A 15,886-nucleotide genomic window follows, 5' to 3' on the forward strand; every position below is an offset into this window, starting at 1 on the left:
GGTAAGTACCGGTCCACGCCCATGGTGTGACACGTGTCAGGCCAGGTCAATCACCGTGAAGGGTGTTTCTTGACAGCGATTCAACAAGCGATCCGACCGGACGGCGGCTATCGCAGCGCGGGCTCGTCCAGCGTCAACGTGCCCGCGTCGGCGTCCAGTTCGGCGCTCACGCCGAGCGGTATCGTCAGCGCCCCGTCGCCGTGCCCGAACCCGAACTCCTCGACGACGGGTACGCCCAGTCCGCCCAACCGGTCCGCGAACACCGGGCGCAGTCTCTCGTACGGTCCGCAGCCGGCCCACGAGCCGAGGGCGATCCCGGCGACGCCGTCCAGCCAGCCGCTGCGCAGGAGTTGGGTCAGCATCCGGTCGATGCGGTACGCCAGTTCGCCGACGTCCTCGATCATCAGCAGCCCGCCGCGCGCACCGGCCGGCGCGTGCGGGGTGCCGAGGTCGGAGGCGAGCAGGCTCAGACAGCCGCCGAGGGTGACGCCCCGGGCCCGCCCCGGCACCAGTGCGCCGCCGCCGTTCGGGACGGCCCGGACGGTCCGCACGGACTCCGGGTCGAACAGGGTCGCCCTCAACTGCTCCTGTGCGCGGGCGTTCTTGATGAAGTCGGCGCCGGCCGCGGCGGGCCCGTACAGGGTGACCAGGCCCAGCCGGGTGGCGAACGCCTGGTGCAGCACGGTGGGGTCGCTGAAGCCGACGAACACCTTGGGCCCGGCGGCCCGCATCGCCTCCCAGTCGAGCAGGTCGACGATGCGCTGCACGCCGTAGCCGCCGCGGGCGCACAGCACGGCGGACACGGACGGATCGCACCACGCGTTCTCCAGATCGGCCGCGCGGTCGGCGTCCGAGCCCGCCAGATAGCCCAACTCGGCGTGCCGGTCCCGTACATGGGGTGCCACGACCGGGTCGAGGTCCCAGCCGCGCAGGATGTCGAGGCCCGCCTCCAGCCGTTCCTCGGGCACCGGACCGCTGGGTGCGACGACGGCCACGCGGGCGCCGGGGGCGAGTCGGAACGGCCGTACGAGCGGGGTCACTTGGTGAGCTCCAGGGTCGGAACGCCGGGTGGGTCGATGCCGAAGACCTGGGCGTACAGGGAGAGTTCGGCCTCCAGGGCGCGGATCATGGTGTCGGCGCGGCGGAAGCCATGGCCCTCGCCCTCGAACGCGAGGTAGGCGTGCGGTACTTGGCGTCCGCGCATCCGCTCCAGGAAGCGTTCGCACTGGACGGGCGGGCAGATCACGTCGGCCAGGCCCTGCATCAGCAGGAAGGGCGCGGTGACGCGGTCGGCGTGCTCGACGGGTGAGCGCTCGACGTAGCGGGCGGGCACCTCGGCGAGGGGGCCGACCAGGGTCTCCAGGTACCGGGACTCGAAGTCGTGGGTCTCCCCCGAGCCCCAGTTGGCCAGGTCGAGAACGGGATAGATGATGGTGCCGCAGGCGTAGACGTCGGTCGTCACGAGGGACGCGGCGCTGGTCCAGCCGCCCGCGCTGCCGCCCCGGACGGCGAGCCGGGCGCGGTCGGCGGTGCCCTCGGCGGCGAGGGCCAGCGCGACGGCCGCGCAGTCCTCGACGTCGACGACGCCCCACTGCTCGCGCAGCCGGTTGCGGTACTCCCGGCCGTGCCCGGTCGAGCCGCCGTAGTTGACCTCGGCGACACCGATGCCGCGCGAGGTGAAGTAGGCGATCTCCAGGTCGAGGACGAGCGGCGCCCGGCTGGTGGGTCCGCCGTGCGCCCAGATGACGTACGGCGGCAGTTCGTCGCCCGGCGCGGCCCAACTCGGGTTGTGCGGTGGGTAGATGTGGGCGTGGATCTCGCGTCCGGCGGGGCCGGTGAAGGTGCGGATCTGCGGTTCGGGGTAGTGGGCGGGGTCCACGGGGTCGTCGTGGGCGGCGCCGATCACCCGGGCCCTGCCGATGGGGGTCCCCCCGCGCGAGTTCGTTCGAGCGTGGGGGAGGGTGTCGAGTTCGACGACCTCGCAGGCGCTGCGCGGGCTGGCTCCGACGCCGACGATCCGCTCGCCGTGCACCCCGAGGGTGGACACGAACTCGGTCCAGGGTCCGGCCGCGTCGACGACCTCGCCGGTCTCCGGGTCCAGTACGCCCAGCGCGGTGGCGCCCCGGCCGTGCACGACGGCGATCGGACCGCTCTCCAGGGGCGCGAACCAGCGCTGGCCCAGCTTCCACAGCGGCCCGCCGAACTCCTCCTCGCGTGCGCAGAGCGGCTGGTGGTCGCGGTAGAGGTTCCACCAGCCGGTGCGGTCGCTCGCGTACAGCAGCGAGCCGTCGAAGCCCCAGTCGACCTGTGCGATCGACTCCTCGGGCCCGCCGGCGACGGTCCGCGGCTCCCCGAACGTGCCGTTCTCCGCGACCTCGGCGAGCACCAGCTCCGTGCCGTCCCACGGCATCCGCGGATGGTCCCAGGCGAGCCAGGCCACCCGCCGCCCGTCCGGCGAGACACGCGGCCCGGACACGAACCGGTGCCGGTCGTCGGTGAGTTCACGTACGGCGTGCCGGTCCTCGGCGGCGGATCCGTCCAGCGGTACGGCGGCCAGCACGCGCCGCACATCGCCGGGGCCCTCACCGGTGAACTCCTCCAGCACGCACCACACTTCACCCAGGTCCGGGCGCAACTGCGGTTCCGCCCAGCGGAGTCCGCCGCCCACCTGTGACACGGGGGTGAGCGGGCGCGGCTCGCTCCCGGGGGTGTAGCGGTAGAGGCGCTGGTCGGTGAAGTTCGCGAACACCACGAGGGGTTGGCCGTCCTGGACGACTCCGGCCCAGGGTTGGCCGCCGTACTCGATGACGCGGCTTCGGACGTTCCACGGGGCGGGCAGCACCGACTCCTCGGTGCCGTCCGCGTGGCGGCGGACCAGGGTGCGGCGACCGCCCTCGGTGGGCCGTGGTTCGGTCCACCAGGCCTCATCGCCGACGAAACCGACGTACTCGGGACGTCCGTCGTGCGCGGCGGCGAGGGCCGCGTCGATGGGCGAGGGCCACGAGCCGTACGCCAACGTCCGCATGTTCTCCCCCACTTGCTAGGCCGTCCTCAGGAAGCGGTCCAGGACACGGACGCCGAAGTGCAGCGCCTCGACGGGGACCCGTTCGTCGACTCCGTGGAACAGCGCCTGGTAGTCGAAGCCCTCCGGGAGCTTCAGCGGCGCGAAGCCGTAGCCGGTGATGCCGAGGCGCGAGAACTGCTTGGCGTCCGTGCCGCCGGACATGCAATACGGCACCACATGGCCCTCGGGTGCGAACTCCTCGACAGCGGCGCGCATCTGAGCGTACGTCAGCGAATCGACCGGCGCCTGGAGGGCCACCTCGCGGTGGTGGAACTCCCAGTCGACTTCCGGTCCGGTGAGCCGGTCCAGGGTGGTGCGGAACTCGTCCTCGCCGCCCGGGAGATAGCGTCCGTCGACGTACGCCACGGCCTCGCCCGGGATGACGTTGACCTTGTAACCGGCGTTCAGCATGGTCGGGTTGGCGCTGTTGCGGACGGTGGGCTCGACGAGCTTGCCCGCCGGGCCGAGCTTGGTCAGGAGCCCGTCGACATCGTCGAGGTCGGGGGCGATGCCGTACAGAGCGGCGAGTTCGGTGAGGGCGGCACGGACGGTCGGGGTGAGCCGTAGCGGCCATTCGTGCTCGCCGATGCGGGTGACCGCGGCGGCGAGGCGGGTGACCGCGTTCTCGTGGTTGACCTTGGAGCCGTGGCCCGCGCGGCCGCGCGCGGTCAACTTCAGCCAGCCCGTGCCGCGTTCACCGGCGGCGATGGGGTAGATCTCCCGGCCGCCGCCGTCGTGGAAGGTGAACGCCCCTGATTCGCTGATGCCTTCGGTGCAGCCCTCGAAGAGCCCGGCGTGCTGGTCGGCGAGGAACCCGGAGCCGTCCTCGGCGCTCGCCTCCTCGTCGGCGGTGAACGCGATGACGAGGTCGCGCCGGGGCCGGACGCCCGCTCTGGCCCAGCCGCGGACGACGGCGAGGATCATCGCGTCCATGTTCTTCATGTCGACCGCGCCGCGCCCCCAGACGACCCCGTCGCGAATCTCCCCGGAGAAGGGGTGCACGCTCCAGTCCTCGGCCTGCGCCGGTACGACGTCCAGGTGACCGTGCACGAGCAGCGCGTCCGCCGAGGGGTCGGTGCCCTCGATGCGGGCGACGACGTTGGTGCGGCCCTTGGAGCGTTCCAAGAGGGTGGGTTCGAGCCCCGCGCCGGCCAGCCGTTCGGCGGCGTACTCGGCGGCGGGCCGCTCCTGGCAGTCGCCGCCGCCCCGGTTGGTGGTGTCGATGCGGATGAGGTCGGAAGTGAACGTCACGACCTCCGCCAGGGCCTGCTCGTCGACGTCAGCCATACTGCTCCTCCACCGCGGCCGAGACGATCGTGGTGACCGCCTTGAAGGTACGGATCCCCTCGTACATGGTGTCGCTGGTGTACGCCACCTTCCGCTCGCCGACCCGCCCGACACCCGGCACCACGGTGGCGGCCATCGCGAGGTGCTCGGCGTCGAACTCGAGGGCGACGGTGAACGGGCCGCCCCGCACCGGTTCCTGACGGACCGCCAGTTTCGCCGCCTCCTTCGCCGCCTCGCGGATGTCGGCGGCGGTCCTGGCCGGTGTCCGGCACACGGCCGCGTACCGCGACACATGGTCCTTGACGGCCACCTTCAGCGCCTCGGGCGCGTACCCGAGCGCGTCCTCGCAGGCCACGTCGTCACCCGTGACCAGGACGACCGGTACCCCGTACTCGGCCACGACATGCGCGTTGAGCAGGCCCTCGCTCGCGCGGACGTCGTTCAGCCACACGCCGGTGATCGAGTTCGCGAGGTAGGTGTGCGCGAGGACGCCCTCCATGCCGGCGCCCGCGTGATAGCCGACGAACGCGATGCCGTCGACGTCGCCGTGCTGTACGCCCTCCACCATGGAGAGGGACTTGTGGCGACCGGTGAGCATCTCGGTCCGCTCGTCGAGCTGTTCGAGCAGCAGATTGCGCATCGTCCAGTGGGCCTCGTTGACGAGCACCTCGTCGGCGCCGCCGTCGTAGAAACCGAGGACGGCCGCGTTCACGTCCGAGGTGAACATCGAACGGCACCGCTCCCACTGCGGCGTCCCCGGCAACACGTCGGCCGGCCAGGTGACGCCGGTCGCACCCTCCATGTCGGCGCTGATGAGGATCTTCATGGGGGATCACGTTACGCGCCGACGCGGAATCCGCGAGGAAGCACCGCTCGGAAGCGCCGCCCGGCATCCATGGATCGCGCAAGAATTTGCGTGACTTGCGTTCGCTTTCGTTCAGCAGCCGCAAGCGGATGCAAGCCAACTCCCGCGTAACTCCAGGGTGATGAGTGCTTCTGGTGAATATTGCGCTGTTCCAGCTGTAGACCCACTCACGAGGCTCTGCAATATTTCGATGAAACGACGCAAAATCCTGCCTCTCAGGAGCAGCACGCTCCTCGTCACCTCGCACCTTTCTGCTCCTGCACCACCGCCAGGAACGAGCCGCCCTCGCCGCCCCACCGGCGCGCGAGCCTCCGCAGGAAGTGACCCGTATGACTCGACCGACTCGACACAAGCAGAGATCCCCCAGGCGGCGCGTGGCCATCGCCGCGCTCGCCTCCGCCGTGATGGTGCTGGGCCTGCCCGCCGTCGGCGCGCACGCCACCGGCGGTCCCAACGTCGCCGCGGACGCGAAGACCACCGCCGGCAGCACCCGCGGCGCGCACAAGGCCGCCAGCATCACCGACGGCGACACCGACACCTACTGGCAGGCCGGGAAGAAGTCGGCCCAGTGGGTGCAGACCGACCTCGGGAAGAGCGAGCGCGTCCGCCAGGTCGTGCTGCGGCTGCCCGAGCACTGGCAGACCCGCAAGCAGACGCTGGCGCTCCAGGGCAGCGCCGACGGCAAGAGCTTCGCCACGCTCAAGTCCTCGGCGCAGTACGTCTTCAGCCCAGGTGACGACAACACCGTGAAGATCTCGGTGCCTTCGACCCTCGCCCGGTACGTACGGGCCGACTTCAGCGCCAACTCGGTCGCCGGTACGGGCCAGTTGGCCGAGATGCAGGTCCTCACGGCCACCGCCCAGACCCCCAACCTCGCCCAGGGCAAGCCCTTCAGCGAGAGCGGGCACGCCGATGTGTACGGCGCGGCCAACGCCGGTGACGGCAACCGCGACACGTACTGGGAGAGCACGAACAACGCCTTCCCGCAGTGGCTCCAGGTCGACCTCGGCTCGTCGGTCAAGGTCAACCAGGTGACGCTGCGGCTGCCGAGCGGCTGGCCGAGCCGCAGTCAGACGCTCAAGCTCCAGGGTTCGACCGACAACCAGAACTTCGCCGACCTGACGGCCTCGAAGGCGTACACCTTCGACAGTTCCACCGACCAGTCGACGACCATCGCCTTCGACGCGACGACCACGCGGTACGTGCGTGTGCTGATCACGGCGAACACCGGCTGGCCCGCGGGGCAGGTGTCCGAGCTGGAGGTCTACGGACCGGCGACCGGCGACACGCAGGCGCCCACCGCGCCGACGAACCTGAGCTACACAGAACCGGCCACCGGGCAGATCAAGTTGACCTGGAGCGCGGCCACCGACGACACGGCCGTGACGGGCTACGACGTCTACGCCAACGGGCAGTTGAGGTCGAGCGTCGCCGGGAGCGTCCTGACGTACACCGACACGCAGCCGGCCGGCAGCGACATCACGTACTTCGTGCGGGCCAAGGACGCGGCGGGCAACGTGTCCGCCAACAGCAACAGCGTCACCCGCGCGGGATCTGGCGGCGACACCCAGGCGCCCACCGCGCCGGGCAACCTCGCCTACACGCAGTCGGGCAGCGACGTGAAGCTGACCTGGCAGGCGTCGAGCGACAACGTCCAGGTGACCGGCTATGACGTCTACGCCAACGACCAGGTCGTCAAGTCCCTTGCCGGTGACGTGACTTCGTACACCGACACCCCGTCGGCGACGGCCACGGTCACCTACTACGTGAAGGCCAAGGACGCCGCCGGGAACGTGTCGGTGGCGAGCAACAGCGTCACCCGGGCCGGTAACGGTGCCGGCTCCGACCTCGCGCAGGGCAAGCCCATCGAGGCCTCCTCGTACACCTTCACCTATGTCGCCGCGAACGCCAACGACGGCCAGGTGGCGACCTATTGGGAGAGCGGTGGCGGTGCCTATCCGGCCACCCTCACCACCAAGCTGGGTGCCAACGCCGACCTCGGTCAGGTCGTCGTCAAGCTGAACCCGGATGCCGCGTGGTCGACGCGTACGCAGAACATCCAGGTGCTGGGCCGGGACCAGGACGCGACCGCGTTCACGAGTCTCGTCGCGGCGAAGGACTACACGTTCAATCCGTCGAGCGGCAACACGGTGACCATCCCGGTGTCCGGTGCCGCCGCCGACATCCAGCTCAAGTTCGCCTCCAACACCGGTGCTCCGGGCGCGCAGGTCGCCGAGTTCCAGGTGATCGGCACCCCGGCCGCCAACCCGGACCTCAAGGTCACCGGCATCACCCACACGCCCGCGGCCCCGGTCGAGTCGGACGCCATCAGCCTGACGGCGACGGTCACCAACAGCGGCAGCAAGGCGTCCAAGGCCACCGACCTGAACTTCACGCTCGGCGGCACGAAGGCAGCCACGGCGGACGTCCCGGTGCTCGCGGCCGGCGCGTCGACGACGGTCACGGCGAGCATCGGCACGCGAGACGCGGGGAGTTACCCGGTCGGCGCCGAGGTGGACCCGTCGAACAAGGTCATCGAGCAGAACGAGGCGAACAACGTCTTCACCGCCTCCGACGCCCTCGTCGTCAAGCCGGTCTCCAGCTCCGACCTGGTCGCCGCACCGGTCGCCTGGACGCCGTCCAGCGCCTCGGCGGGCGACAACGTCACGTTCACCGTGGCGATCAAGAACCAGGGTTCGATCGCCTCGGCCGCCGGCTCCCACGGCGTCACGCTGACGCTCCTGGACGCCAACGGCGCCACCGTCAAGACACTCACCGGCTCCTACAGCGGCACGATCGCCGCAGGCCAGACGACCGCACCCGTCAGCCTCGGCTCCTGGACGGCCGTCAACGGCAAGTTCACCGTCAAGACGGTCATCGCCGACGACACCAACGAACTCCCGGTCAAGCGGACCAACAACACCACCACGCAGAACCTGTTCGTCGGCCGCGGCGCCGACATGCCGTACGACATGTACGAGGCCGAGGACGGCACGGTGGGCGGCGGCGCCCAGGTCGTCGGCCCCAACCGCACCATCGGCGACATCGCGGGCGAGGCGAGCGGCCGCAAGGCGGTGACCCTCAACTCGACCGGCCAGTACGTCGAATGGACCACCCGCGCGGCGACCAACACCCTGGTCACCCGCTTCTCCATCCCCGACGGCACCAACACCACGCTCGACGTCTACGTCGACGGCCAGTTCCTCAAGGCCATCGACCTCACCTCCAAGTACGCCTGGCTGTACGGCAACGAGACCGCGCCCGGCAACTCGCCCAGCGCCGGTGCCCAGCGCCACATCTACGACGAGGCGAACCTGCTGCTCGGCAAGACCGTCCCCGCCGGTTCCAAGATCCGGCTCCAGAAGGACGCCGCCAACACGTCCACCTACGCCATCGACTTCGTCAACACCGAGCAGGCGACGGCGACTCCGAACCCGGACCCGGCCGCCTACGCGGTCCCGGCCGGCTTCTCCCAGCAGGACGTGCAGAACGCGCTCGACACCGTCCGCATGGACACCACGGGCAAGCTCGTCGGCGTCTACCTGCCCGCCGGTGACTACGAGACCTCCAGCAAGCTCCAGGTCTACGGCAAGGCGGTCAAGGTCGTAGGAGCCGGGTCGTGGTTCACCCGCTTCCACGCCCCCGCCTCGCAGGAGAACACCGACATCGGCATCCGGGCCGAGGCCACCGCCAACGGTTCGTCGTTCACCGGCTTCGCCTACTTCGGGAACTACACGTCCCGAATCGACGGTCCAGGAAAGGTCTTCGACTTCTCCAACGTCTCCAACATCACCATCGACGATATCTGGGCCGAGCACATGGTGTGCCTGTACTGGGGCGCCAACACCGACAACATGACCATCAAGAACTCCCGCATCCGTGACACGTTCGCCGACGGCGTCAACATGACGAACGGCTCGACGGACAACCACGTGGTCAACAACGACGCCCGCGCCACGGGCGACGACAGCTTCGCGCTGTTCTCGGCGATCGACGCGGGCGGCGCCGACGAGAAGAACAACCTCTACGAGAACCTGACGTCGACGCTCACCTGGCGTGCGGCCGGTATCGCCGTCTACGGCGGCTACAACAACACCTTCCGCAACATCCGGGTCGCCGACACCCTGGTCTACTCCGGCATCACGATCTCCTCGCTGGACTTCGGCTACCCGATGAACGGCTTCGGGACCGATCCGACGACGATCGAGAACGTCTCCCTGGACAGAACGGGCGGCCACTTCTGGGGCTCCCAGGTCTTCCCCGCCATCTGGGCGTTCTCGGCCTCGAAGGTCTTCCAGGGCATCCGGGTCAACGACGTGGACATCGACAACTCCACGTACGGCGGAGTGATGTTCCAGACCAACTACGTGGGCGGGCAGGCGCAGTTCCCGGTGAAGGACACGATCTTCACCGACATCTCCATCACCAACTCCAAGAAGAGCGGAGACGCGTTCGACGCCAAGTCCGGGTGGGGCATCTGGGCCAACGAGTTGCCCGAACCCGGTCAGGGACCCGCGGTGGGTTCGGCCACCTTCGTCAACCTGCGGATGAGCGGTAACGCCCAGGACATCCGCAACACCACGTCCACCTTCACGATCAACGTCCAGTAACTCCCGTCAGTACAGCGCCACATGGAGCGGGGCCGCCCTTCCTGACAAGGGCGGCCCCGCTTCAGCATGTGCTCACCAGCCGACGGCGACCAGAAGCCACTGCGGGTCGGCATGGGAGATGAAGGACGACTGCCCCGCGACATCGTCGTAAGGGAAGCCGTAGGCAAGCTGGTTGATGGCGTTGTCGTGCCAGAACTCGGCGTAGAAGTTCGCGGGCGCCGCCTTGTAGAACTGCGCCGGGTCGGACTGCTGCGACGCCGGAAGCGTGGCCACATGACGATTGAGTCCGGCGCACATGTCGGGGTTGGCGGCCAGCGAACCGGCGCAGCCGAAGATGTCGGAGGTGGCCGCGTTCACGCCGACCGACTGGGCGTACGACGTGAAGTAGCCGGCGTTGGCGCCGCCCGCGCGGAAGCTCGGGTCGCTGCCGGGCGCGATGATCCGGTACGGCGCCTGGGTCTGGGCCAGCACCTTGAACTGGGCCGGCACCGCGTCGGTGAACCGCTGGAAGGTGGTCGCGCGGTCCTCGGCGAAGGTCGCCCTGTTCTCGCCGACCTCGGTGTCGTAACCGTCCTTGCTGTGCAGGCGCATGGCGAGTTTGAGGCCGAAGGCGTCGACGCGGGTGGTGTTGCCGTTGAAGACGTTGCCGCCGACCGTGAACTCGATGAAGTCGTAGTAGGAGCTGGTGGGTGAGCCCAGGTAGAAGTACATGCGGCCGGCGGAGTTGGCCGGCATGTCCAGGTAGGGCTGCTCGGCGATGGAGTGCGTCTGCCCGTTGAAGCTCCAATACACCTGGCTGTCCGGGTACTTGCCGTTGGTGCGGTTGAGGATCTTCACCTCCACGGCGTTGTTGGCGGCGGGGATGTCGCTGGTGCTGCCCCAGAAGTCGTCGGGCGGGGTGGTGCTTCCGGGGCCGTAGACCTGGAACTCCCAGAGGGAGTAGCCCCATTGGGTGGCCCGGGCGGTGCCGTAGAGGCGGACGTAGCGGCCGCTGCCGGTGACGGTGAGGTTCTGGGTGCCGCCGGTGGCGGTCGTGGTGGAGTAGACGGTGGTCCAGGTGGTGGCGTCGGTGGAGGTCTGGATCTGGTAGCCGGTGGCGTACGCGGCCTCCCAGGTGAGCGAGACGCGGGTGATCTGCTGGACCGTTCCAAGGTCCACCTGAAGCCACTGCGGGTCGGCGAAGGCGGAGGACCAGCGGGTGCCGGTGTTCCCGTCGACGGCCGCGCTCGCGGGGAAGGACCCGCTCTCGGCCGAGGACGCCGTGGCGGGGCGTCCTTGGGACAGCAACTGGTCGGCGGCGCGGGCGGGCGTGGGGCTCAGGGCGGCGAAGAAGGCGACGATCAGGACGACGGCCAGACCGAGAGCCGTGCGGGAGCGTACGGCTCCGGTCGGAGGTCTGGCGGAGGTGCCGGCGGGCGTCTGCATGGAGGGTCTCCTCAGTGGGGTTGGGAGCGCTCTCCCCGGGTTGTAGTCCCGCCCCTGCCCTCCGTCAACAACTGAAGCCGAATCAGCGGCAGTTCGTCGATGCGGGCGCCCAGGGCGAGGCATCCGTTCAGGATCCGACCGCATGACTCGCCCCGGCCGACCCCGTCCCTCCATCACTTGACGCGTCCGGTATGGACCTTTCCGCAGGTGGCAGAGTGGTCACCGGAACATCGCACGCACGGCGAGAACAGCCTTGGGAGAGAAGTCCGTTGAACTCCGGAACCCCGGTCCCCGACAGCTATTACGAGCGCATCGACGAGCACCGCTACAAGCCCACGGCCCACGCGGGCGGCGCCTGGGACCCGGACGAGCTGCACTTCAGCCCGCTCGGCGGGCTCGTCGTCCACGCCATCGAGCGTGAGTTGGCGGCGCGGCCGGACAACGGGCTCGTGATGGCGCGGATCAGTTACGACATCCTGGGCCGGCTCGCCCTCGACGAGTGCGAGATCCGGGTGGAGGTCGTCCGCCCCGGCCGCACGATCGAGCTGGTCGAGGCCGTGGTGCTGGTCGCCGACCGCCCGGTGGTGCGGGCCCGCGCCTGGTTCCTCGCCACGGTCGACACCGCCGCCGTCGCGGGCGGCCCCGACGAACGCCTCACGCCTCCCGAGGAGTTGGCCCCCTGGGAGATGAGCGCGCTGTGGCCCGGCGGATACATCGCCTCCGTGGACGTACGACCGCTCGCGCCGCCCCGGCCGGGCCGTACGACCGCCTGGATCTCCACCCGGCACGCCCTCGTCGCCGGCGAGCCCAGCAGCCCGCTCGCGTCCTACCTCGCGCTCGTCGACACCGCGAACGGCATCGCCGTACGCCAGCCGCCGACCGCCTGGATCTACCCGAACGTCGACCTGACCGTCCACCTGCACCGCCAACCCGAGGGAAACTGGACCGGGTTGGACACGACGGTCACCTTCGGTCCCACCGGGCAGGGCCTGACCAGCACCGTGCTGCACGACGTCCACGGCCCGGTGGGACACGCGCTCCAGATGCTCACCGTGCGGCCCGTGCCGGAGCAGTGACCGCGCTCGTGATCAATACAGCTAGCGCGCGGTCCAGCCGCCGTCCACCGTGAGGGTCGTCCCGGTGACGAAGCGGGAGGCGTCGGAGGCGAGGAAGACGGCGGCGCCACCCAGCTCCTCCACGTCACCGACGCGACCCAACGGCGTGCTGTCGACGATGCGTTCACCCCAGCGGCTGGCCAGCAGGCCGGAGCTGAGGTCGGTGTGGAAGTAGCCGGGCGCGAGGGCGTTGACGCGCACCCCGCGGTCGGCCCACTCGACGGCGAGGGACTTGGTGAGGGCCTCGACCCCGCCCTTGCTGGCGGCGTAGGCGGCGATCCGCTCGAAGCCGGTGCGGGCGTGCACCGACGAGACGTTGACGATCGAGCCCGAGCGCTGCTCCAGCATCACCTTGCCGGCCTCGCGGCAGCAGTAGAAGGTGCCCTGGAGATTGACGTCGAGGACCTGCTGCCAGTCCTCGTCGGTGACGCGCTCGCTGCGGGTGAAGTGGGGACTCGTACCGGCGCAGTTGACGACCGCGTCGAGGCGGCCGGTGCCGTCGGTGATGCGCTCGACGATGGTCCGTACGGCGGTGGAGTCGGCGACCGAGCCGGGCAGCACCAGCACCTTGCCACCGTGGGCGGCGAGTTCGGCCTCCAGGCTCTCAAGGTCCGCCGCGGTACGGGCGGTTGCGGCCACGGTGGCACCCGCCTGGGACAGCGCGACGGCGATCGCCCGTCCGAGCCCCTTCCCCGCACCCGTCACCCACACCGTCCTTCCGTCGAGCCGGAGTTGGGCGTTCACGTCCTTCACGTCATTCGATTCCGCCATGGCTCAGCCCTCCGCGGGGATGTCGCGCAGGGTCCGCTTGAGGACCTTGCCGGACGGGGTGCGGGGCAGTTCGTCGACGATGTCGAAGCGGGCCGGCACCTTGAACTTGGCGAGCCGGGCCCGGCAGAACTCCCGCAGTTCCTCCGCTCCGGCGCCCTCGCCGGGCCTGAACACCACGAAGGCGCGCGGGACTTCACCCCAGCGGGGATGGTTGAGCCCGACCACGGCGGCCTCCAACACCGCCGGGTGCTCGTACAGCACGCGCTCCACCTCGGGCGTGGCGATGTTCTCGCCGCCCGAGACGATCATGTCTTTCTTGCGGTCGTCGATGTAGAGGAAGCCGTCCTCGTCGACGTGCCCGATGTCGCCGGTGTGGAACCAGCCGTCCCGGAGCGCCGCCGCCGTGGCCTTCTCGTCCCGCCAGTACCCGGCGAAGACCTTGGGCCCGCGCAGGGTGATCTCGCCGAGTTCACCGGCCGGAACCTCATTGCCGCTCTCGTCGACGATCCGCACGCGCGTGTGCGGCACGGGCCGCCCGACCGAGCCCAGCTTGGACAGCGCGTGCTCGCGGTCGAGGAAGGTGTCGCCGGAGACGGTCTCGGTCAGGCCGTAGGCGTCGGCGAACCAGGCGTTGGGGAACGCGGTCATGATGCGCCGGAGCACCGGTTCGGGAGTCTTCTCGCCTCCGCCGAGGATGAAGCGCACCGAGCTGGTGTCGTACTCCTCCCGGTCGGGCACCTCCAGCACCGCGTTGACCATGGCGGGCGCCAGCCACGCATTGGTGACCCGGTGCTTCTCGATCGCGTCCAGCACGCCCTGCGGATCGAACTTCCGCTGGAGTACGACACTCCCGCCCGCGTGCAGCACCCCGAGAGCCGGCATGTCCAGACCGCCCACGTGGTAAAGCGGCCCGCACACCAGCGTGGTGTCCGCCGCCGTCAGCCCGAAGTGGACGATGTGGGCGAGGTTCTTGGCCTGGAGGTTTCCGTAGGTGATGCGGACGCCCTTGGGGCGTGAGGTGGTGCCGGAGGTGTACATGAGCCGCTGGAGATCGTCGAGTTCGACGTCCACGGGCTCCACCCGCTCCCCCTTGTGCCGGGCCAGCAACTCCTCGTAGTCGGTCCACGGCTCCTCGGGCGGCTCGCCCCCGCCGATCAGAATCCGGTGCTCCAGATCCGTCAGACACCCGGCACTGCGTTCCACCGCCCGGACGAACTCCGGCTCGGTGACGATCACCTTGGCCTGGGCGTGGCCCAGGATGTACTGCCACTCCTCTTCCGAGAGGCGGTAGTTGAGCGGCAGGAAGACCGCGCCGAGCCGGTTGGTGGCGTACACCAGCTCCAGGAATTCGGGCTGGTTGTAGAGCAGCAGACCTACGACATCGCCGCGCCCGACGCCCAGCTCGGCCAGGCCCGCCGCCAACTGATTCACGCGCTCGTGCAGTTGACGGACGGTCAGAGAACGCTCGTCCTGGACGACGGCCACGGCGTCGGGCCGCTGCGCCAGGTGGTAATCGAGGATGCTCGCGAAATTGTGCACGGCTCACTCTCGCTCTGTGGTGTTCGGCGCTGAACACGGCTCGACCACGGCTCATGGGGCAAACCGGATCCCGACCGGTCGGTTGCCCACTCACATAATTTAGTGTACCCCTTGGTCTATAAAACCTATGAGCCGCACTTTACGACGGCGCGTGCGCATCGACAACCACCCGAGCGCACGTGCCGCCGCTTCCGCCGACGAGGAGGGTTCTTCGTGCCACGCATCCGGCTCGACACCGACGGACCGGTCGTCACACTCCGCCTCGACAACCCGCCGATGAACGCCTTCGACTCCCTCCAGCGGGAGGAGCTGTCCGCTCGCGTACGCGAGCTGGCGGACTCCCCCGCGGTACGGGCAGTAGTCGTCCACGGCGGCGAACGGCTCTTCGCCGCGGGCGCCGACATCAAGGCCCTGGCCGCGATGGGCCCGGAGGAGATACGAGGCTGGAACCGAGCCCTCCAACGCACCTTCGACGAGGTGGCCCGCCTCCCGATGCCGGTGATCGCGGCGGTCACCGGCTACGCGCTTGGCGGCGGCATGGAACTGGCCCTGGCCGCCGACTACCGGGTGGCGGCGCAGGACGCGGTCTTCGCCCAGCCCGAGGTCCAGCTCGGCATCATGCCGGGCTCGGGCGGCACCCAACGCCTCGCCCGCCTGATCGGCCCGTCCCGCGCGAAGAACCTGTTGATGACCGGCCGCAGGGTGAAGGCGGAGGAGGCGCTACGGCTGGGCCTGGTCGATGAGGTGGTCCCCACGGGCGAGGCCCTGAAGGCCGCCCTGACCTACGCCCGCCAACTGTCCGAGGGCCCACCGGCCGCCCTGGAGGCGATCAAGGAGGCGGTGGACCACGGCACGGACGCGAGCATGGCGGCGGGCCTGGCGCTCGAACGGTCCTTGTTCACAGGGGTGTTCGGCACGGAAGACGCGAGCACGGGCCTCCGCTCATTTCTGGACAAGGGCAAGAAGAACGCCCCTTAAGGGGCGCGGGGAACTGCGCGACCAGCCCCCACCAGGCCCGCAGACGAAACACGACACGAAAGGGGCGGAAAAACATGCACGCACTCGTCTGGCACGGTGCACAGGATCTCCGTTTCGAAGAGGTGGCCGAACCCCCCGACCCCGCCCCGCACGAGGCCGTCATAGAAGTCTCCTGGTGCGGAGTCTGCGGCACAGACCTGCACGAGTTCCTCGAAGGCCCCCACATGATCCG

At 69.6% G+C, this 15,886-nt stretch carries 10 protein-coding genes; 3 read left to right on the forward strand and 7 right to left on the reverse strand.

Annotation, left to right across the window (positions count from 1 at the left end; genetic code table 11):
• Nucleotides 1–107: 107 nt before the first annotated feature.
• Genes ACNFOC_RS20040 through ACNFOC_RS20055 form a run of 4 tightly spaced genes read right to left on the reverse strand, consistent with a single transcriptional unit; the run spans nt 108 to nt 5,177 of the window.
• A complete protein-coding gene (locus tag ACNFOC_RS20040; RefSeq protein WP_416960455.1) occupies nt 108–1,040 on the reverse strand; it encodes a S66 peptidase family protein in 933 nt (310 codons plus the stop codon).
• The gene (locus ACNFOC_RS20045; RefSeq protein ID WP_416960464.1) at nt 1,037–3,025 is read right to left on the reverse strand and encodes a prolyl oligopeptidase family serine peptidase; all 1,989 of its coding nucleotides are present in this window, start codon (nt 3,023–3,025) and stop codon (nt 1,037–1,039) included. Before ACNFOC_RS20045 ends, ACNFOC_RS20040 begins: the two co-directional genes overlap by 4 nt.
• 15 nt (nt 3,026–3,040) lie before the next feature.
• The gene (locus tag ACNFOC_RS20050; protein WP_416960456.1) at nt 3,041–4,351 is read right to left on the reverse strand and encodes a M20/M25/M40 family metallo-hydrolase; all 1,311 of its coding nucleotides are present in this window, start codon (nt 4,349–4,351) and stop codon (nt 3,041–3,043) included.
• The gene (locus tag ACNFOC_RS20055; RefSeq protein WP_416960457.1) at nt 4,344–5,177 is read right to left on the reverse strand and encodes a M55 family metallopeptidase; all 834 of its coding nucleotides are present in this window, start codon (nt 5,175–5,177) and stop codon (nt 4,344–4,346) included. The genes ACNFOC_RS20050 and ACNFOC_RS20055 overlap by 8 nt, the downstream gene beginning before the upstream one ends.
• A 368-nt stretch (nt 5,178–5,545) precedes the next feature.
• On the opposite strand from ACNFOC_RS20055, the gene ACNFOC_RS20060 reads away from it, so the two are divergent.
• Nucleotides 5,546–9,826 (forward strand): discoidin domain-containing protein, encoded by a 4,281-nt coding sequence (locus ACNFOC_RS20060; RefSeq protein ID WP_416960458.1) that lies wholly within the window; start codon nt 5,546–5,548, stop codon nt 9,824–9,826.
• 72 nt (nt 9,827–9,898) lie between these two features.
• On the opposite strand, the gene ACNFOC_RS20065 is transcribed toward ACNFOC_RS20060, so the two are convergent.
• Complete coding sequence (locus ACNFOC_RS20065; protein WP_416960459.1) at nt 9,899–11,251, reverse strand: beta-1,3-glucanase family protein; 1,353 nt, start codon at nt 11,249–11,251, stop codon at nt 9,899–9,901.
• Between the two features lie 269 nt (nt 11,252–11,520).
• Between ACNFOC_RS20065 and ACNFOC_RS20070 the strand changes: the two genes are divergently transcribed.
• Complete coding sequence (locus tag ACNFOC_RS20070; protein ID WP_416960460.1) at nt 11,521–12,327, forward strand: thioesterase family protein; 807 nt, start codon at nt 11,521–11,523, stop codon at nt 12,325–12,327.
• A 21-nt stretch (nt 12,328–12,348) separates the two neighbouring features.
• Here the strand turns inward: ACNFOC_RS20070 and ACNFOC_RS20075 are convergent, their stop codons facing one another.
• The gene (locus ACNFOC_RS20075) at nt 12,349–13,137 is read right to left on the reverse strand and encodes an SDR family NAD(P)-dependent oxidoreductase (protein WP_416960461.1); all 789 of its coding nucleotides are present in this window, start codon (nt 13,135–13,137) and stop codon (nt 12,349–12,351) included.
• 3 nt (nt 13,138–13,140) lie between these two features.
• A complete protein-coding gene (locus tag ACNFOC_RS20080; protein WP_416960462.1) occupies nt 13,141–14,676 on the reverse strand; it encodes an acyl-CoA synthetase in 1,536 nt (511 codons plus the stop codon).
• A gap of 213 nt (nt 14,677–14,889) precedes the next feature.
• Between ACNFOC_RS20080 and ACNFOC_RS20085 the strand changes: the two genes are divergently transcribed.
• On the forward strand, nt 14,890–15,654 hold the full coding sequence (locus ACNFOC_RS20085) for an enoyl-CoA hydratase/isomerase family protein (protein WP_416960463.1): 765 nt from the start codon (nt 14,890–14,892) through the stop codon (nt 15,652–15,654).
• Nucleotides 15,655–15,886 lie beyond the last annotated feature (232 nt).

Origin of the sequence: Streptomyces colwelliae, assembly GCF_048158785.1 — a bacterium.
Taxonomy (GTDB): domain Bacteria; phylum Actinomycetota; class Actinomycetes; order Streptomycetales; family Streptomycetaceae; genus Streptomyces.

Bases quoted from the DNA above. Each gene is read 5' to 3' on its own strand.
- ACNFOC_RS20045 (WP_416960464.1), bottom strand. From the start codon at position 3,025: ATGCGGACGTTGGCGTACGGCTCGTGGCCCTCGCCCATCGACGCGGCC.
- ACNFOC_RS20050 (WP_416960456.1), bottom strand. From the start codon at position 4,351: ATGGCTGACGTCGACGAGCAGGCCCTGGCGGAGGTCGTGACGTTCACT.
- ACNFOC_RS20055 (WP_416960457.1), bottom strand. From the start codon at position 5,177: ATGAAGATCCTCATCAGCGCCGACATGGAGGGTGCGACCGGCGTCACC.
- ACNFOC_RS20060 (WP_416960458.1), top strand. From the start codon at position 5,546: ATGACTCGACCGACTCGACACAAGCAGAGATCCCCCAGGCGGCGCGTG.
- ACNFOC_RS20065 (WP_416960459.1), bottom strand. From the start codon at position 11,251: ATGCAGACGCCCGCCGGCACCTCCGCCAGACCTCCGACCGGAGCCGTA.
- ACNFOC_RS20075 (WP_416960461.1), bottom strand. From the start codon at position 13,137: ATGGCGGAATCGAATGACGTGAAGGACGTGAACGCCCAACTCCGGCTC.